Source organism: Microcoleus sp. A006_D1 (assembly GCF_036702805.1).
Lineage (GTDB): Bacteria > Cyanobacteriota > Cyanobacteriia > Cyanobacteriales > Microcoleaceae > Microcoleus.
The window spans coordinates 146,929-165,588 of record NZ_JAUBVZ010000004.1 but is presented as its reverse complement, the minus strand read 5'-3'; the positions used below and the strand labels follow the sequence as shown (position 1 = coordinate 165,588).

Below are 18,660 nucleotides of genomic sequence, written 5' to 3'. Positions count from 1 at the left end.
TTTGCACCATTCTGGTAGCAAAAATTCACGGGATAATGCGCACCGATTGAGCTTGTAGGGTGCGCATTGCGCACCGGTGGAGCTTGTAGTAGGATGCTAGATTTAAAGGAGACGGAAGATTGCTGTACGAAGAAATACCAACTCAACAAATCATAGATAAATTGCGGCAAACTTTGAAGCCGCGAATTGGTATTGCTGAGCTGTCTGGGAGAGAAAATAGTGCGATCGCCCAAAATGAAGATGACGAAGACATCGCTCTGTTGAAGACGGGTTTCGACATTTACAACGTCCCCATTACATCTTACCAAAGGCGGCTGGGTTCGGCAGTAATTGCAGTTAGGAAAATCGTCCGAAAATTGCTCAGGCCCGTACTGGAGCGACAAGTAATTTACAATTTTGCCAATACCCGCGTCGTGCAAACATTGAGCACACAGTTGCAAAAATTGCAAGAAAATCAACAAACTCTAGAGAAAAAAATTAAATCGGAATTCAGCAGCGGATTTTCCGAAGTTACAGCGCAGCTTGAGACTCAACAACAGGCGATCGCAACTTTTCAGTCTGAAATAGAGCAAATAAAAGCAGTGCAGCAGCAACATACTGCTATTTTAGAGAAGATTACCGCTCAATTGCTCGATCGACCGCACTAAAACATCAAAAATGACCAGAAATAATTTGGTCACAAGCCCCGTATTTATTTGCGAGAGCAATGCTTCAATCAAAAATTGAAGATTATTCAATTCTTCAATCTAAAATCTAAAATCCAAAATCTAAAATCGAATGACTGCACTGCCAATATGCTCGTTAATTATAGTTAACTATAACGGTCTGCGCCACACCAAGGATTGCTTAAAATCTCTACAAAAACTTGCGTATCCAGAATCGCAACTCGATTTAATTGTAATTGATAATTGCTCTCAAGACGATTCCGTTAATTCACTTCGCGAACTGTTTCCGAAAGTTCGCATTTTTGTCAATACCGCCAACAACTTTGCGAAAGCCCTCAACCTGGGGATCGGCGAAGCGAAAGGGCAATATATCGGCTTGGTCAATAACGATGCAACTCTTGATAGTCGCTGGCTGGAAATATTAGTTAAGCAGCTAGAAACTCACCAGAAAGTCGGTGCGACTAGCGGCAAATTGCTGTTTAAAGACGGGCGAATTAACAGCGCGGGCATTAAGCAATTACCTAATTTTTATTGGCAAGATATCGGTTTTGGCGAGAAAGATGCGGGACAGTACGATACACAACGGGAAGTCGCAGGGCTTTGTTGGGCGGCGGTGCTTTTTCGCAGAGAGTGTCTGGAAGATGTGGGGGGGATTGATGAAGATTTTGTGATGTATTATGAGGATGTAGAGTTTGCCAAACGCTGTCAAAAACGCGGTTGGAAAATGCTTTATACTCCCGCAGCTATCGCCCATCACGAGTATCGAGGTTCGAGTAAAGGTAGCAAACTCACCGAGTATTTTTGCAACCGCAATCGGTTTTTGTATTTGGCGAAACACGAACCTTGGGAATTAGTTAAAGCTATTCACACTTCGGATTTTTTTAGTAACAAGCAGTACGATTTGCTGTTCGAGAGTTTGTTTGTCGCGATTAAAAAACTGCTAGATTATCAGAAACCGGAAATCGTCGCCACTATACTGCCGCAGTTGTCGGAAAAGTTGGCGGTGATTTACAGTCGGATCGAGGTTGATCGCATTTTACCTCGATTGCAGGTAGTGCGGGGCGATCGCAAAATGTCGATCGCAATTTACGATCACGGACTGCATTTTATCGGCGGCGGGCAAAAATACGTCGCTACTATGGCTTCGCTGCTGCAAAATGAATTTGACATTACTTTCATCGCCAACAAACCCGTTGCTGTTTGCGATTTAGAGTCGTGGTACGGACTCAACCTTTCAGGATGCAAAATTAAAATTATGCCGTTGCAGTTTTACGAAAAACGCGGAATGCAGTGCATCGATTCCAGCATCATCGCCGAGGATATGGAAAATCCCTTTGATGAAATTGCTAGAGAAAGTAAAAAATACGATATTTTCATCAACGCCAACCAACTCGAAAAAGTGAAACCGCTGTCGCCGATTTCAGTATTTTTTTGCCACTTTCCGAATACCTTTCGCAACCGTCATTTTGCGGTTGATGACTACACTTTTATAATTGTCAGCAGTCAATTTAGTCTCAAGTGGTTGGATAAACGCTGGAATCTACAGCCAACTTTTCTGCTTTATCCGCCGGTGGAAATGGCAACTGTTAAAGTGCCGAAAGAAAAGATAATTTTGGGTGTGGGACAGTTTGAAGCTGGGGGGACAAAAAAGCAAATTCAATTAATCGAAGCTTTCCGCAGTTTGGTAGCAAATTATCCCGAACAATTTCAAGGATGGCGGCTGATTTTAGCGGGTAGCAGCATTCCGAAAAATCCTTATTTAAAGACTGTGCAGAATTTATTGAAGCAAGATTCAAGGGCGATCGAACTCAAAGTCAATGCTGAGTTGGATGAGGTAAAATCGCTTTATGCTAAAGCGAGTATATTTTGGCACGCCTGCGGTTTGGGTGAAGTCAATCCGCAAAGATTTGAGCATTTCGGGATGGCGACTGTGGAAGCAATGCAAAACAGTTGTGCTCCGATCGTGTTTGCTGGCGGCGGCCAACCGGAAATTGTCGAACACGGGCGATCGGGCTTTTTGTTCAATACCGTTGAGGAACTTTGCCAGCATTCACACCAACTAATTGATAATCCCGGTTTGCTAGCAGAACTTCAAGCTGGTGCACAGCAACGCAGTCAGAACTTTAGACTTGCACCTTTCGATCGCAAAGTCAAGAGTTTTTTTGAGCTTATTCACCAAGAATATGCTACAATTCGGCTGCCAAATCCTGCCGATATCGCTCAAATGCTCGATCGACCTTAAGCATACAGATATGGATGTGGATAAGGACACGGCAGTGCCGTTTCCCTACGGATCGAGGACACGGCAGTGCCGTTTCCCTACGGATTATTCGTTACCAATTAAAATTAATTTTTACTCAAAGCGTGTCCAATCAACTGTTAATCAATTTATCCTTCCTAACTCCCGAACCAACAGGCATTGGGACTTATGCCGCTAATCTCTTCCCCCAACTTCAAAAACTAGAACCAACATTACTTACATCCCAGCAAATTGACGATTATACTTGTTATCAAATCCCAGATAACATCAGACCGGATCGAGGCCCGAAAGGACAAATCAACAGACTGCTGTGGACTCAATTTAACTTACCTAAAATTTACAACAAATTGCAGTCAAGCTTAATATTTTCGCCAATTTCCGAAGCACCTTTATATTCCAGATGCCGCTACATAGTTACAGTTCACGATTTGATCCCTTTGCGATTTCCCCAAAAATTTTCCCGCTTGACAGCTTATTTCCGCTACTACATACCGCAGGTTTTGCGACAAGCTGAACATATTATTTGCGATTCTGAAGCAACGGTGATAGATGTTGCTAACTTTTACCAGATTCCGCGTCAAAAAATGACCGCAATTCCCCTAGCTTGTGATAATATTAATTTTAGATGTCTCGACTTGCCAGCTAAAAATTATTTTCTTTATACCGGTAGACACGATCCTTACAAAAACTTGGAAAGATTAATTGCAGCATTTGCCAGTTTAGCCGATCGCACAAACTACGAATTGTGGCTAGCCGGGCCTCCGAATGCTTACACGCCGCAGTTGATCGCACAAGTTGAAGAATTAGGTTTACAATCTTCGGTAAAGTTTCTCGGTTACGTGCCATACGCTCAACTGCCCGTACTGATGAATCAGGCGATCGCCCTAGTATTTCCCACACTCTGGGAAGGCTTTGGCTTGCCGATTTTGGAAGCAATGGCCTGCGGTACACCAGTCATCACTTCCAACCTGTCATCGATGCCAGAAGTAGCCGGAGATGCGGCATTATTAGTCAATCCTTACAGTGTCGGAGAAATAGCCGCAGCTATGCAAACGGTAGCCACAGATTCAAAAGTGCGATCGAACTTAAAAAAAGCTAGTTTAGCGCGATCGGCCGAATTTAGCTGGCATAAAACCGGAGAAGCAACCGCTAATATTTTACAGCAATATCTTTAAATATTCTCTCTCTATCTTTCATTCTCTCCCTCTGCGCCCTCTGCGCCCTCTGCGGTTAAACAAAAAAATCCAGCCCAAAACCGCAATCCTGACATTAAGTAGATGGGGACAAATAAACATTTGATGGGGAGGGCGGGTTTTGCATTAATCCACTGGTTTTTTTCAGAGATTTTTAGATGGGGAGGGCGGGTTTTGCATTAATCCACTGGTTTGTTTCAGAGATTTTTAGATGGGGAGGGCGGGTTTTGCATTAATCCACTGGTTTGTTTCAGAGATTATCGGCTAAACCCGCCCCTACAAGATACTATTGTTTTTCGCAATGACCTACTTATTATATGCCAAACCCCCAATCTAATCTGCTAATTAATCTCTCCTTCCTAATTTCCGAACCAACCGGCTTAGCAATCTACGCCAAAAACCTATTTCCCCACCTAAAAACCCTCAACCCAACTTTACTCACCGCCCAAAAATTTCCCAATAATAACTGCTACGAAATCCCAGCCAACCTCACACCAGAACAAGGAAGCAGAGGACACGTCAACCGATTGCTGTGGACACAAACCCAACTCCCCAAAATTTACAAACAGCTCAAATCTAACCTGTTATTTTCGCCAATTCCCGAAGCTCCTCTATTTGCCGGTTGTCGATATATAATTACAGTACATGATTTAATTGCGCTGCGATTTCCCCGCCGCTTCGATCCTTTGGCAGTTTATCACCGCTACTACATTCCCCAAGTGTTGCGGCAGGCTGAACATATCATCTGCGATTCCGAATCAACTGCCAATGATGTTACTAATTTTTGTAAGATTCCAAGTTCTTTAATTACACGAATTTTTCCCGGCTACGATGCCAGTTTTTTTAAGTTTCTAGATTTGCCAACAAGCAATTATTTTCTGTATATGGGCCGCCACAATCCTCATAAAAACGTGCAGCGAGTTGTCGCAGCCTTTGCGGCTTTACCTAATAATTCCGAGTACGAATTGTGGATCACAGGTTCGGAAGATAAACGCTATACGCCGCTGCTGAAGGCGCAGGTTCAAGAATTGGGATTGTGCGATCGCGTAAAATTCCTCAATTACCTCCCCGCGGCTGACTTGCCCAAAGTCATCAACCGGGCGATCGCCCTGGTATTCCCCAGTCTTTGGGAAGGATTCGGCCTCCCCGTGCTCGAAGCAATGGCCTGCGGCACTCCTGCGATCACATCTAACCTATCTTCAATGCCAGAAGTGGGAGGGGATGCCGCACGGTTAGTCAATCCCTACAGCGTCGCGGAAATTGCCTCTGCTATGCAAGAGCTGGCAACCGATGCCAAAGCTCGATCGCAGTTGCGGGAACTCGGTTTGGCTAGAGCAAAAGAATTTAGCTGGGAAAAGACAGGCCGGGAAACTGCTGCGATTCTCGATCGATACAGTTGACAGTTGACAGTTGACAGTTGACAGTTGACCGAAGGAAGAGGGAAGTTCGGCAGCGAGCAATGTACGGGATGTAACGGATGTAACGGATTGAAGGAAGAAGGAAGAAGGAAGAAGGATGATTTTTCCAATCTCCCCCTCTCCCCCTCTCCCCATCTCCCCATCTCCCCCTCCGCCTCACCGAGGGACTGTAAGCCCCTCTACTTGTTGATACCCAACTGATCGCCGCGCTTGTACTGCTGATAAGCAGCAAAAAACAGCCCCGCCAGAGTAACAAAGATTAGACCCAGAACAATACCTGAAAGCAGCGGTTCTACCATGAGAGCTCCTTAACGTTAAGATTTAACAACCTATTTTTAATATTACCAGCACTTACACAGATGAATTTTCGCATTCTTTAGCCTTCTGGGGGTATGAGAGCTTGCTCTCCCCGCTGCGAACGATTAAGCTATGTAATGAGAAATAAATTTTCTTGTAGATAGTTTTTTTAAATTGAACTCCTTTGAATCACCAACTTGCCACGAATGAACTTAAAAACCCGATCGAGCGAATTGTCATATTTGCGATCGCGGTGTTGCTTGCCATCATCTTGGCGAGTCTGACAATTCGTCAGTTTCAAGTCGCCGATCCCTACGTCAAAAGCGTACTGTCCCTTACGGGTGACCAGTTTCAGGGTTCGGCTATCTTTCAAATGAACTGTGCCGGCTGTCATATATCCGTTGCAGACAGTCAAGTCGGGCCCAACTTGCATCGAGTGTCCGATCGCAAATCCGAATTCGAGCTGATCCGCCAAGTCACCAGCGGGCGAACCCCGCCAATGCCACAGTTTCAGCCGAACCCGCAAGAAATGGCCGACTTGCTGAAATATCTCGAACAAATTTAACCACAGCAGGGGAACGAATTATCGTTCTGTTGTCTGAGTCCACAATCATCGAGATCCCCCCTAGCCCCCCTTAAAAAGGGGGGGACAGGAGTCGGCTCAAAGTCCCCCTTCGATCGGGGGATTTAGGGGGATCGAGACTCGCGTCTAAACGAGAGATACAGAGGTTTTTAGGCGATTGTTGACACCAATGCCTACTAAGGACTAAGGACTACAGACTAAACCAGCAAGCCAAAACTGCTCGCCGATAGCTGGTTAGGCAGCACGCCCGCCACTACAGCCAAAATCTGGTTGTTGTTCGCGATCGCCGTCGAGCCGTTAGTTTGGGTAAGTGACAGTTGATTGAAGTCCAAGCCTCCCGCCAACAGCAGCGAATCTAATCCGGGCGTAAAGTTGATAATCGTGTCAGTTCCCGGGCCAGCAGCCAAGAGAAAGCGATTGGCGCTGGTACCGCCGATCAGGATATCGTTACCGCTGCCGCCAAAGAGCAAATCATCGCCGCTGCCGCCAAAGAGCAAATCATCGCCAGCGCCACCAAGCAAGGTATTGTTACCCTCATTGCCGCAGAGAGTGTCATTGCCTTGATCGCCAAATAGCACGTCATCGTCGAGACCTCCCAACATTACGTCGTCGCCTTTGCCACCGTACAATACGTCATTGCCTTGGTCGCCAGAGATCGAGTCGTTGCCGCGATTGCCATAAAGCGTATCGTCGCTGATATCGCCAAAGATCAGGTCAAAGCCTTTGCCGCCAAAGAGAGTATCGGCATCGATGCCGCCGTAGACGGTATCGTTGCCGGTGTTGCCATTGATGTAATCGCCACCCTCTTGGCCGAAGACCAAATCGTTGCCACCCAACCCGAATATAGAGTCACTGTTGGCACTGCCCACGAGCGTATCGTTGCCGTTAGTGCCGTTGATAACATTGTTCCGTGAAGGAGTGGCCGGCAGATTGGGAGCCGCAATCCTGGGGAAGTCATCAGGGCAAACCAAATCTGTCGGTGTCGGCACAGGATCAGGCGTCGGTGTCGGCACAGGATCAGGCGTCGGTGTCGGCACAGGATCAGGCGTCGGCGTCGGTGTCGGCGGTGTCGGCGTCGGTGTCGGCACAGGATCAGGCGTCGGCGTCGGTGTCGGCGGTGTCGGCGTCGGTGTCGGTGCAGGTGCAGGTGTCGGAGTCGTGACAACAGGTGTCGGTATCGGCGTCGGCGGTGTCGGCGTCGGCGTCGTGATAATCGGCGTCGGCGTCGGGGAGTTCCCGAAGTTGATGCCGGTGACAATAGCACCCGAAGTCAGCGTGATGTCCGCAGGGTTGGGGGTGCTTTGGGTGAACCCAGTTTGGTTGACTTCCCGGACGCTGTAGGTTGCCGGCGCTAGGTTGGCGAACAGGTAGTTGCCGCTGGCGTCTGTGGTGGTGGTAACAGGAGCGGGCGCAGGAGTAGGAGCGGGAGCGGTTCCAGTCACCACCTTATTTAACACAATTTGGAAATTGGCTAAACCCGGTTCTCCGGCATCCTGAATGCCATTCTTGTTAGTGTCTTGGAACTTGAGACCTCGGATCGCGCCCGGTTGGGGCAGGAAGTTACCGAAGTTGATGCCCGGGATGGCATCTCCGGCATTAACTATAACGTCGGCGGGGTTAGCTGTCGTCTGAATCCAGCCAGTTTGCGGTACTTCTCTTACCTGGAAAGTACCTGCGGGTACGTTGCGCAGAGTGTAGGTGCCATCAGCATTGGTGACCGTGGTAATTTCCCCTTGATCGAAGACTCCATTTTGTGGGTTGCTATCGAGGAAGATTTGCCAGTTAGCTAGCCCAGGTTCCGTAGCATCCTTAACGCCGTTTTGGTTGAGGTCGTTGAATTTTTGACCGCTGATGGTGCTCGTCTGGAAGAAGTTGCCGAAGTTGTTGTTTTGGGAGTCGCTACCGCTGGTGACGGCAACCTGCAACGCGGTGGAAATGGTAGGCGTGGCTGGGTTGGCGGCGGGCAAGGTTTGTATCCAGCCCGGTTGCTGTACTTCCCGCACGTTATAGGTGCCGGCTAGCAGGTTGGTGAACTGATACTTACCGGCGACATCGGTGACGGCGACGGTTTCGGTTGCCTCTTGAGTGCCGTTGTTGTTGGCATCCAAGTAGATTGTCCAGCCTGGTAGCGGTGATTCGCCGGCATCTTGAGTGCCACTTCTGTTGAGGTCGTTAAATTTAATCCCGCTAATCTTGCCGACTTGGAAGTTCCCGAAGTCTTGACCCACGATCGGCGTATTGCTAACAGGGTTAACTGTATAAAAAGTCGGGCCGCCGGTTTGTGAGAAACCTGCGGGGACATCTTCTCTCACAAAGTGCCGACCGCTGCCTACGCCAGTGAAGCTATAAGTGCCGGGAGCCGCAGGCGCTGTGCCGGAAACTTGAGTGGCGACTGGGGCGTCACTGGTATCTAAAGTGCTGTTATTGTTAGTATCCTTGAACAGGCGAACAGTAGTACCGTTGAGGGGCGTATCGTCAGGACTCAGCCCGTTACCGGTCACGTCGGTTAATACCCTGCCGCTGACGGTGATGTTTTGGAAAATGCCGAAGTTTTGCAGGGTGACGGGAGTACCGCTAGCGGCGGTAACTGGAATTGCCGCAGCGGGGAAAGAGATGCTGGAGTTGGCTGGGGCAGTGGCTTGGATCAGGTACTTGCCCGGGCCGATATCTGGGAATAGGTAATCTCCCGCTCCCGCAGTCGTTTGCGCTGTGCCGACAACTGTATCTGTGGCTGCTTGGAATATGTCGTCGTTGTTGGTGTCTTTGTAGAGATTGACTACGACGCCGTTTAATACGGTGTCGGTAGGAATATCTAAAACGCCGTTGCCGGCGACATCGGTGTAGGTTTTGCCCGCGATCGTGGTTTTCTGGAAATTACCGAAGTTGGCGTTAGAGACATCAGCAGTACCAGTGGTCACTGTTGGTGCTAACGTCTGGACGTAGCCCGGTTGTAACGTTTCTACGATCGCAGTGTTTGCCTTAGTATCCGTGAGGGTGTATTGACCCAAAGTTGCAGCAACCGCAGAGCTAACAGCAGTAGTGACAGATGTAGTAGAAGTCGGGGTTCCTGCGGTAATAGTAAAACCCCCTAGACCTGGATCTGTCGCAGCTTTAACGCCGTCGCCGTTGATATCGTTGAATTTCTGACCCTGGACAACCGGCCCATACTCGTAAGCACCGATGTCAACATTGGGTTTTGCAACGAGAGTATTGTTAATTTGGCGAGGGAAACCTGTGCCGCGTTGGTCTGTAGCTCCAACAATCGCCGTGTTGTCGCCTCCACCAATTGCAGGATTACTGCTAGTGGTGACGACGGGGTTGCCAACTAAGGCAAGGGTGAAAGGAGCGGGAGCAGTTGCGCCGTTGAGTCCGGCAGCGGCGGCTGGTGCTAATACAGTCGCCAGAGGAACCGCTAATGCCTGACCTGTAAAACCCGTGCTAGTGCCGAGAACTCCAATCAGGTTATTGTTCCCTATAAATGCCCCTGTCACATCTGTGTTGGTAGCAGCAGTGTTGCCAGCGACGATCGTATTCTTGACCGTGACAGTACCGCCGTTGTTGTAAATTCCTCCGCCATTAGCAATCAGACTAGGCGGTGCGCCAACAGTAGCCGCTGTGGCAGAGTTATAGGCGATCGTGTTGTTAGTCAGGGTGGCTTGAGCACCAAAGTTGACAAAAATTGAACCGCCTGCGGCTGTACCCGCACCTGCGGTAGCAGCACCAGCATTTCCACCCCTGACTGTATTGCTATACAAGGTGCTGTTGGTCAAGGTTAAGCTGCCGCCACCGACAAAAATCGCACCACCTAAACCAGCACCGCCACCGCCTGCGGTAGCGACAGCAGTCCCACCAGGGGTGAAGAGATTGATAGCAGTGCTGACACCAGGAGTAGCTCCCGCGCCGCCACCGCCACCGAAGCCCCCAGCACCGCCTGCGCCGTTAGCACCAGCAAGAGCAGGGGGAGTAGACGTACCACCAGTACCGCCTGCGCCGCCACCGCCGCCGAAGCCACCAGCAGCACCAGCACCACCAACGCCACCGCCACCGTTGGTGATAGCACCAGTACCGCCAGCACCGCCAGCACCGCCAGCACCACCGCCACCACCAATAGAGCCGATCACACCAGCGCCACCAGTGCCACCACTGCCGCCTACGCCAGCAGGCCCGATCCCATTGCCGCCGGCGCCAGCAGCACCACCACTACCAGCAGGGGCACCTGCGGAGAAGCCAGGAGAACCGCTGTTGCCGGGGTTGCCATTGGGGGTAAAACTACCACCTGCGCTGGCCGCAGTTGGGAAAGCGGTGCCAGGGCTGCCTCCAAAGGGAACACCACCGAAATCAGCAGTGCCACCTTTGCCACCGATTCCAGCAGCACCTGCACCGCCGATCGCCTGGTTGTTCGAGAAAGTCACTCTGTCAACGTTGACTGTGCCGCTGTTGATAAAAAGTGCGCCGCCTAAACCCGCAGCGCCACCACCACCACCAGCCGGTGCGATTCCTCCTACTGCTGTTGCAGAATCAATGGTGAGGTTGGAGATGCTGACTAGGCCGGTACTGTTAACTACAAAGGCTCGGGCTGTGGGACTGCCGGTGATTTTGAAACCGCCGCCAATAATATCAGTAGGGCCGGTAATGCTGGGTAGCAACCCTGTCAGGGTGAAGTTGGTCTTAATGGTGATTGTGTCTGGGCCAGCGTTGGTGTTGGCAACCCTAATAGCATTGTCTAGTTCGCTAAAGTTGTTAACGTCTAGGTTAATCAGCACACCACTATAGGCTTCTCTCGCTGCTGCTGAAAATGCTAAAGGTGTTTCTATATTGCCCGTAGTTACTTCTAGTTCCCAGTCTCCACCGAGGGCCGCACTACCAGTCAAGTTATCGGAAGCGGCAATATTTGCTCCGGTGAGCTGGCTCAGCCTTTGCACGAAGGCGACACCGGCTTCTCCAGCGCCGACGTTGCAACCGTAAAGTAGAATTTCTGGTTTAGCTGTAATTGGAGAGTTTAAGTTTGTCTCTGCTGCTGGTAAAGCAAACCATGTTTCTAAATAATTACGGTAGCTTTCAATGTTGCTGAGATTGAGCTCTGTCGTTCCCAGTTGCAAGCTGGCTGATGCGCCGTGAGATAAAATGTGGATGGCTGCAATGTTTTTTCGCTGTTTAAGTGTTTCGGCGATTTGCTCGATGCCGTCGCGATCGCCCTTCAGGATAACAACTTCTGTATCGGAATTCGCGGTTTCTGTTAAATTTTCGCAATCTGTAACTTGTGAATCTGCAAAAACTATCTGATTTTTCGGTCTTTTGTCGAGTTCCATGATTAAATTCCTCTGGTACACACACACATCAAATTCATAGCACAAACCAAGCGCAGCCGCTTTAGATCTTTTTTCCGCTGCGGATGCCGGTCGTTGGCCTTAGCTTTCGCAATCTAAAGATGAAAGCCCGTCCCTATCGGGGCTACGCCAACCAAGAGGAGCGCCCCCAACTTTTACCTCAATTGAATATTGACAAAAACGTTTGTTTATGCCAAGCCTACCATAAGTGAGTTAGTTTGATTGTTTAGAAGTTTTAAAGGGGGATGTTGTTCCGGCTGTTATAAAAATGTTGGAGAAAACTTGCGCGCTATTTTTTTAGATAATGTTTGGTCACAGAGATGGGATATGTACCAGATTGTGTCAAAATTGTCAATTAAATAATTAACTGATGGCGATCGATATTTGTCAGCTAAGAGTCATCAGTCGTGGCAGGGGGCTGTTAACTGATGTTACTTGGTGTTTTTTAGCTGCTGAATGATATTTTGGGCGATCGCACAACCGCAATAAAATAGGTTTGTAGTGAGGACTTCAGTCCTCATAAAACTACTAGGACTAAAATCCTCACTACAAACCTTTACCAAGTTTCTTCATCGGGATGATTGGAATTGCTCCAGATTTCTACATCTAAATCGTTCAGGTAAATCAAAGCACTTTCAATCTGTTGAGCAGTACCATTAAGTTCCAAATCAAACCAACCATCATCGGTAGTTTTAGCACCCAATAAAGCTGCATTAAAATTTACCGTCAAACCCTGTTGCGAAATCAGGTTAGAGATTACAGGTTCCTGATGGTATTCTTTGGGAACACGAATGCGAATGCGGGTTTGAGTTGGTCTGTTGTCTCCTGACTCAGTGTGCGGGATGTCTGATTGTTGAGTTTGGTGAAAATTGTCGATCGGCTCAAATTCAGATTCGCCAGTATTTTGAGTTAACATTTTAGTCTCCTATGTTACATTTACGAGGATTTGCGATGAGCGAGAGAGCGCAAAAACACATGGTTTGATTTTATTCTTTAACCTCCTTAATGCTCGTTTTTTGTTCCAAAATCTCCTTAAGTACGAGAGTAACCACGGCTAAAAAACCGAGAACAACCGCAGCGGAAAAAGCTGCTTGCGTCGCATACTGTTTATAAGCATCCTCGACAAACAAAGGCAAAGTTTGGGTTTTTTTAGCAATATTTCCCGACACCACAGAGACAGCTCCAAATTCTCCCATTGCTCTAGCATTTGTCAAAATCACTCCGTAAAGCAATCCCCAGCGAATATTCGGTAGCGTGACATTCCAGAAAATTTGCCAATCATTTGCTCCCAAAGTTTTCGCCGCTTCTTCTTGATCCGTTCCCACTTCTTCCAAAACGGGAATCACTTCGCGGGCGACAAAAGGTAGAGTGACAAAAGCAGTAGCTAGCACCATTCCGGGGAAAGCAAAGATAATCTTAATTCCGGCAGTTTCCAGCCACGGCCCGAACCATCCAAGCCGACCGTAAAGCAGTACAATCATTAAACCTGCAACTACGGGAGAGATGGCAAATGGCACGTCTAAAATGGTGATTAATAGGGTGCGTCCGGGAAATTTGTTACGGCCGATTACCCAAGCTGCACACAAACCGAATACTGTATTTACAGGTACAACTATCAGAGCAATTAGCAGGGTAAGCTGTGCTGCTGACAGAAAATCTGGTGAGGTTAAGTTAGTGAAAAATGGCTCGAATCCCTTGCTGAAAGCTTGGTAAAAAACGTTCAGAGCCGGAATAAATAAGACGAGGCCGAGATAGGCGATCGCAATTCCGATCAAAGTTGGCTTTACCCAGGCTTTTTCGTTGCTGCGTGACGAGCCCGCTGGCGGAACTGTGTAGTTTTTAGATAAATTGATATCAGCCGTCATAGCGTCTTCTCCATGCTTGTAAAATATTGATTGCAAACAGCATTACCAGGGAAATACCTAACATGACAGTGCCGATTACTGTGGCTCCTGCATAGTCGTACTGTTCCAATCTTTGGAAAATTAAGACTGGCGTGATTAAATCTTGAAACGGCACGTTGGAAGCTACTATTACAACAGAACCGTACTCGCCAACTGCTCGCGAAAATCCGAGGGCAACTCCGGTTAAAATTGATGGAAATAGCGGCGGTAAAACTACTCGCCAGAAGGTTTGGAATTGAGACGCACCCAAGCACCAAGCTGCTTCTTCGATGTCTTTTTCCATTTCCTGTAAAACTGGCTGTACAGTCCGCACGATAAAGGGTAAGGAAATAAAGATCATTGCTATTCCTACGCCCAAGCGAGTAAATGATATTTTGATTCCCAAGGGTGCAAACAGCGAACCGATCCAGCCGTTATCGCTGTAAACTGTGGCGAGGGTTAAACCTGCTACGGATGTCGGTAGTGCAAAGGGTAAATCGACTGCTGCATCGATAATCCGTTTTAAGGGAAAGTCGTAGCGGACTAATATCCAGGCAATTAATGTGCCGAAGACTCCGTTGATTAAGGCGGCGATTAATGCCGTAAAGAAGGTGACATCGTAGGCGGAAAGGGCGATCGGGCTGGTGGCTATTTTCCAAAATTCGCCGGGGTTTGCTGTGCTGGCTTTTAGCAGCATTGCTGTGACTGGCAGAAATAGCATGAGGCTGAGGTAGCCGATGGTTATTCCCCAAGGTAGGGTGATTTTGCCGATCGCCCTTTTGATATTTGCGATCGGAGATTGAGCGTTAGTTGCTGGAGATGATACTGCCATTTAGGTTTGAGTATTTCTTCGTTTGTAGTCAGGACTTGCTCGTTCCCAGGCTCTGCCTGGGAATGCCGATTTCAAGGCTCTGCCTTGCTTTTTGACGAAACAGCAAGTGAGGAAGATCAGAAAGCTTTACAGGGAGGCAGAGCCTCCGGATCTGCGTTTCCAGGCAGAGCCTGGGAACGAGTAAACGGGTTTCGGGAATTAGCGTTTAATTGAACCTTGGATTTTGTCAAAAGCGGCTCCGTCATCAAAGAATTTCTTTTGAATGTCTCCCCAACCTCCCAAATCTTGAGCTGTAAATAGGGTTTTGACTGCGGGATATTTTTGGACAAATTCTGCTTCTGCGGCGACTGTCGCATCTACTGGGCGAAATCCTGCTTTGGCAAATTCTCGCTGGGCTTCTGGGGTGTACAGAAATTTGACAAATGCTTCGGCGACTTCGCGAGTGCCGTGTTTGTCCACGTTTTTATCGACGACGGCGATCGGATTGTCGATCGACACATTCACGTCGGGAATAGTATAAGTCGGTTTTTCGCCTTTCTGACCTGCCAAAATAATCTCGTTTTCGTAGTTAATTAAGGCGTCACCTTGGCCTTGTTTGAAAAATACGTCGGTGGCTTCGCGGGCGTCTTTGGTCAGGATGGGAACGTTTTTGTAGACTTTGGTGGTAAAATCTAATGCTTTCGTGTCGTCGCCTCCGGTTTTGAGAACCGAGCCCCAAAGTGCTAGGAAATTCCAGCGAGCAACGCCGGATGTTTTGGGATCGGCGGTAATTAATTTCACTCCGTCTTTGCCTAAATCTTCCCAGGTTTTGATGTTTTTGGGATTGCCTTCGCGGGTGACTATTGCTCCTACGGATTTGCTGACTATGCCTTCGTTGGGGACTTCTTTTTCCCACCCCGGTTGGATGAGTCCGGCTTTCTCGATTTTGGCGGTGTCGAGGGCGAGGGCTAGGTGTACGATGTCTGCTTCTAATCCGTCAATTACCGCGCGGGTTTGGGAACCGGAACCGCCGTAGCTTTGGTTAAAGCTGACGGTTTGGCCCTTTTCTTTTTGCCACTGTTCTATAAATTTGGGAATTATCGCTTCGTGGGCGGCTTTGGTGACGGCGAAGGAAACCAGGGTTAATTCTACTTTGCCTTTGTTGGCTGCTGGGGTACCGCCGCCTGGAGTCGTTGCGGAGTTTGTTGGTGTTCCTTGCTGGCAGGATACAATCGCCAGACTTAAAGTTATTCCCACTAAGAATAGGGACACAAATCTTTTAAGCGCAGTCAACGATTGATTTTTGCCGCTCGATCGCTGTTGTGACCGCTGAAAGTGTTGAGTTAGGGGTTGCCACGGAGTCATTATATTTGTGCCTCGACTAAAGTACGGTTATTAGGTCGGAATACCGTAATTATGGTTGTGAAGTACGATTATAAACAAGCGCGGGTAAAAATGGCAACAAAAAAAAACGAATAGGGGCACTCAGGGTCGATCGAATATCCTGAAGTCTTTTCTGTCGGTGGTTTCGCATCATATTCGCGGTAAAATGCAAACAGTATAAACACTATGATTGAGTTAGGGTGCTAAGCCTGTAAAGCTGCACGATCGGTCTTACGGATAGGCTGGCTCCTCGCCCAAATGTAGGGGCAATGCCTTGAGTCCCCGCCCAGCGAGATCGGCCTGACGAAGAGCTCGCCCTTAAGTGAAGAAAAAGTTTTAACTGGTATGTCCTTACCCCGCCCCGTCTCAGATACCCTAATTGAACTGTTGAAGCCTGTAGCCTGCGAATTGGGAGAAAGATTGGGAGCAAGCGCTGTCAACGAACGCTATGCAGAAATTGATCCGTCTGGTTCTTCTGCTTTGAACCAGCAAATCAAAAAAGACCCCCGCTGGATTAAAGCACAAGTGAAGTATTTGCAGCGACAGCAGATCAGAGAACAAGAGTTAATTGCGATCGCCAGCATAGAAGAAGAATGGGTAAAGGCAGAACGCGCTAATCGAGTTAAAGCAGAAGAAGTCAGAGACAAGCGGGTAATTAGCCGGCTTTCCCGCGAGTTGATGCGGGAGTTTCAATCAGAAGCAATTCGAGTCAAGCTGAGCGAAATTCAAACAATTTGGGACAAAGATAACTGGTTTTCTAATTTGAGCAGGCAGGAAACTGAACAGATTTTGCAGCAGCAGCAGCACCGATTGCTGTTGTTAGTTGCTCCGGCAAAAATTAGCCAAGATTGCCCGGATTCGTTTCGCCACAATCTGAATATCGAGCTGCCCGCTAAGCTGAGATCTTTTTTGAACCAGCACTACCCTCAACACGGAGAATTGTGTCCGGTTCAGTTTTACGGAGATTATTTCAAAAAGCCGATTTCTGATATTGATGTGGAGCGGTTGCAGACTGTTTTGTCTCCCGTGCCGACAGCTATATTGTACAGCGATATCAGCGACTATGAAGTTAATTTTCATGTCGGTTTTTGGGGAATCATCAATCAGAGCGTTTCTCTAGTGGCGATGCAGCCTTGGAATTGGGAAGAGGTTTATCACCAGTTGGAGGCAGAGGGTAAAGATGAAAAGGTGAGCCTGCGGATTATTCGGCAAATAATTGTGACTATTCATAAGTTGTTGGCGGCTTTTTTAGCTGATTTGTATTATTTAAATATCGATTTTAATCACGAACCTCAGCTATTTAATTTAGAAGCGGAATTTGCTCAGGAATGGTTTTCTAAAGATTGGGCTCTACCGTATATGGAAACTCTTAAAGAAATTCAGGAGCAGCAGCGAATAACTTATAAGGGAGAGATGCGGCGGCTGGCGCTGCGAGAGGCGAAAGCTAGGGCGGCAGCTAAGCGTTTGGAGGAGGAGGAACTCAAACGCAGAGAGGAAGCTGAGGCGGCAGCTAAACGGGCGAAGGAGTTAGCTCACAAATTCAAAAATCTGAGATGGCGGTGCGTGTACACGCTACCGGGACATTCGTCGTTTGTGAATTCTCTGGCGATTAGTCCTGATGGCAAAATTCTGGCTAGCGGCAGTTGGGATAAAACTATTAAGATTTGGAAGTTAGAAACAGGGGAATTAATTGGCACTCTGACGGGACATTCCGATCGCGTAAATTCGGTGGCTATTAGCTCGGACGGAAAAATGTTGGTCAGCGGCAGTTCGGACGAAACAATTAAGTTTTGGAATTTGTACAACGGTGATTTGCTGTGTACTTTTCCAGGACATTCTATGGAGGTAAATTCGGTGGCGATTAACCCGAAGGGGCAGGTAATTGCTAGCTGTGGCGGGGCTGATAATACGATTAAGCTGTGGAATTTGCGGACGGGTGAGTTGCTGCGGACTTTGAGGGGTCATTCTAACAATGTGAATGCGGTGGTTTTTAGCCCGGATGGTAAGATATTGGCGAGCGGGAGTTCGGATGCGACGAGTAAGGTTTGGGATGTGGAAACGGGTAAGTTGCTGCGGACTCTTTCGGGGTTGAATGTTGGGGTGAATTCTGTGGCGATCGCGCCGGATGGTCAGACTCTGGCTAGCGTCAGCAATGATTATACTATTAAGCTGCGGAATTTGCACACGGGCAGTTTGTTGCGGATTTTAAATTCTAATTCGGCGAAGGGGAATGGTGTAGCGAATTTAGGAATGAATGAGGCGCTGCATATTTTGCAGAATTATGTGAGTCGGGGCGATTCGGTTGCTATCAGTCGGGACGGTTTGACTTTGGCTAGCGGCTGCGATGATAATACGATTAATATTTGGAATTTGCAGACGGGGGAGCTGTTGAGCACTCTTAAGGGGCATTCGGGTACTGTATACTCGGTGGCGATCGCACCTTCGGGCAATTTGCTCGCCAGTGGCAGCGCGGATGAGACGATTAAGATTTGGCGCTGCGATTAATGATGAGTCAGTAGTCATCAGTCAGTAGTCATTAGTTTAGATAATCTGCTTTGGCTGCGAGTCAGCCCGGTTTAAAGCCCGCAGCGAGAAGTTCAACAAAATTTACCCACGGAGGCGAGAAACCGGGTTTCTTGGAAAATTTGGGTTGAGTGACGAGAAATATAGGAAGAAACCCGGTTTCTGAGGTCTCGGTGCGTCCAAGACTCTAAAACACGACTGCGGGATTTAGCTCTCTTGGCGATAATTCCGGTTCTGCCCTTACGGGAAGCGCTTTTGGGCGAATTTGAAAAAAAAATGGCTGGGGGGGTTGCGCTAATGGCTATAAGTTTGCTATA

The 18,660-nt window shown here is 48.2% G+C and carries 12 protein-coding genes; 6 read left to right on the top strand and 6 right to left on the bottom strand.

What is annotated here, in order from left to right:
* Nucleotides 1-119: 119 nt before the first annotated feature.
* The 4 genes from QUB68_RS08955 (at nt 120) to QUB68_RS08940 (ending at nt 5,518) form a co-directional block, all read left to right on the top strand.
* Nucleotides 120-647 (top strand): hypothetical protein, encoded by a 528-nt coding sequence (locus tag QUB68_RS08955; protein WP_332991429.1) that lies wholly within the window; start codon nt 120-122, stop codon nt 645-647.
* 130 nt (nt 648-777) lie between these two features.
* On the top strand, nt 778-2,907 hold the full coding sequence (locus tag QUB68_RS08950) for a glycosyltransferase (RefSeq protein ID WP_332991428.1): 2,130 nt from the start codon (nt 778-780) through the stop codon (nt 2,905-2,907).
* Between the two features lie 122 nt (nt 2,908-3,029).
* Nucleotides 3,030-4,100, top strand: a complete 1,071-nt coding sequence (locus QUB68_RS08945; RefSeq protein ID WP_332991935.1) for a glycosyltransferase family 4 protein — start codon at nt 3,030-3,032, stop codon at nt 4,098-4,100.
* A 335-nt stretch (nt 4,101-4,435) separates the two neighbouring features.
* Nucleotides 4,436-5,518, top strand: a complete 1,083-nt coding sequence (locus QUB68_RS08940) for a glycosyltransferase family 4 protein (RefSeq protein WP_332991426.1) — start codon at nt 4,436-4,438, stop codon at nt 5,516-5,518.
* A 197-nt stretch (nt 5,519-5,715) separates the two neighbouring features.
* Here the strand turns inward: QUB68_RS08940 and petG are convergent, their stop codons facing one another.
* A complete protein-coding gene (petG, locus tag QUB68_RS08935; RefSeq protein ID WP_006632329.1) occupies nt 5,716-5,835 on the bottom strand; it encodes a cytochrome b6-f complex subunit V in 120 nt (39 codons plus the stop codon).
* Nucleotides 5,836-6,017: 182 nt separating this feature from the next.
* Here petG and QUB68_RS08930 point away from each other — a divergent pair, with 182 nt between their 5' ends.
* Entirely contained in the window at nt 6,018-6,398 is a 381-nt protein-coding gene (locus tag QUB68_RS08930) for a c-type cytochrome (protein WP_332991424.1), read from the top strand.
* Nucleotides 6,399-6,613: 215 nt separating this feature from the next.
* Here QUB68_RS08930 and QUB68_RS08925 read toward each other — a convergent pair whose 3' ends face one another.
* From QUB68_RS08925 to QUB68_RS08905, 5 genes are all read right to left on the bottom strand, one after another.
* Nucleotides 6,614-11,725, bottom strand: a complete 5,112-nt coding sequence (locus tag QUB68_RS08925; RefSeq protein ID WP_332991422.1) for a DUF4347 domain-containing protein — start codon at nt 11,723-11,725, stop codon at nt 6,614-6,616.
* Between the two features lie 574 nt (nt 11,726-12,299).
* Nucleotides 12,300-12,659 carry an NIL domain-containing protein gene (locus QUB68_RS08920; RefSeq protein ID WP_332991420.1) on the bottom strand — a complete coding sequence of 120 codons (360 nt, stop codon included), beginning with the start codon at nt 12,657-12,659 and terminating at the stop codon, nt 12,300-12,302.
* A 70-nt stretch (nt 12,660-12,729) separates the two neighbouring features.
* Complete coding sequence (gene cysW / locus QUB68_RS08915) at nt 12,730-13,608, bottom strand: sulfate ABC transporter permease subunit CysW (RefSeq protein WP_332991418.1); 879 nt, start codon at nt 13,606-13,608, stop codon at nt 12,730-12,732.
* Nucleotides 13,598-14,458, bottom strand: coding sequence for a sulfate ABC transporter permease subunit CysT (cysT, locus tag QUB68_RS08910; protein ID WP_332991417.1), 861 nt, complete (start codon nt 14,456-14,458; stop codon nt 13,598-13,600). Before cysT ends, cysW begins: the two co-directional genes overlap by 11 nt.
* Nucleotides 14,459-14,656: 198 nt before the next feature.
* A complete protein-coding gene (locus QUB68_RS08905; protein ID WP_332991414.1) occupies nt 14,657-15,802 on the bottom strand; it encodes a sulfate ABC transporter substrate-binding protein in 1,146 nt (381 codons plus the stop codon).
* Between the two features lie 363 nt (nt 15,803-16,165).
* Between QUB68_RS08905 and QUB68_RS08900 the strand changes: the two genes are divergently transcribed.
* On the top strand, nt 16,166-18,325 hold the full coding sequence (locus QUB68_RS08900) for a WD40 repeat domain-containing protein (RefSeq protein WP_332991413.1): 2,160 nt from the start codon (nt 16,166-16,168) through the stop codon (nt 18,323-18,325).
* The last annotated feature ends 335 nt before the right edge of the window (nt 18,326-18,660 follow it).

Excerpts from the sequence above, each read along its gene's own strand:
- QUB68_RS08925 (WP_332991422.1), bottom strand. The coding sequence starts at position 11,725 with ATGGAACTCGACAAAAGACCGAAAAATCAGATAGTTTTTGCAGATTCA.
- QUB68_RS08920 (WP_332991420.1), bottom strand. The coding sequence starts at position 12,659 with ATGTTAACTCAAAATACTGGCGAATCTGAATTTGAGCCGATCGACAAT.
- QUB68_RS08900 (WP_332991413.1), top strand. The coding sequence starts at position 16,166 with ATGTCCTTACCCCGCCCCGTCTCAGATACCCTAATTGAACTGTTGAAG.
- cysW (WP_332991418.1), bottom strand. The coding sequence starts at position 13,608 with ATGACGGCTGATATCAATTTATCTAAAAACTACACAGTTCCGCCAGCG.
- QUB68_RS08950 (WP_332991428.1), top strand. The coding sequence starts at position 778 with ATGACTGCACTGCCAATATGCTCGTTAATTATAGTTAACTATAACGGT.
- QUB68_RS08940 (WP_332991426.1), top strand. The coding sequence starts at position 4,436 with ATGCCAAACCCCCAATCTAATCTGCTAATTAATCTCTCCTTCCTAATT.
- QUB68_RS08905 (WP_332991414.1), bottom strand. The coding sequence starts at position 15,802 with ATGACTCCGTGGCAACCCCTAACTCAACACTTTCAGCGGTCACAACAG.
- petG (WP_006632329.1), bottom strand. The coding sequence starts at position 5,835 with ATGGTAGAACCGCTGCTTTCAGGTATTGTTCTGGGTCTAATCTTTGTT.
- cysT (WP_332991417.1), bottom strand. The coding sequence starts at position 14,458 with ATGGCAGTATCATCTCCAGCAACTAACGCTCAATCTCCGATCGCAAAT.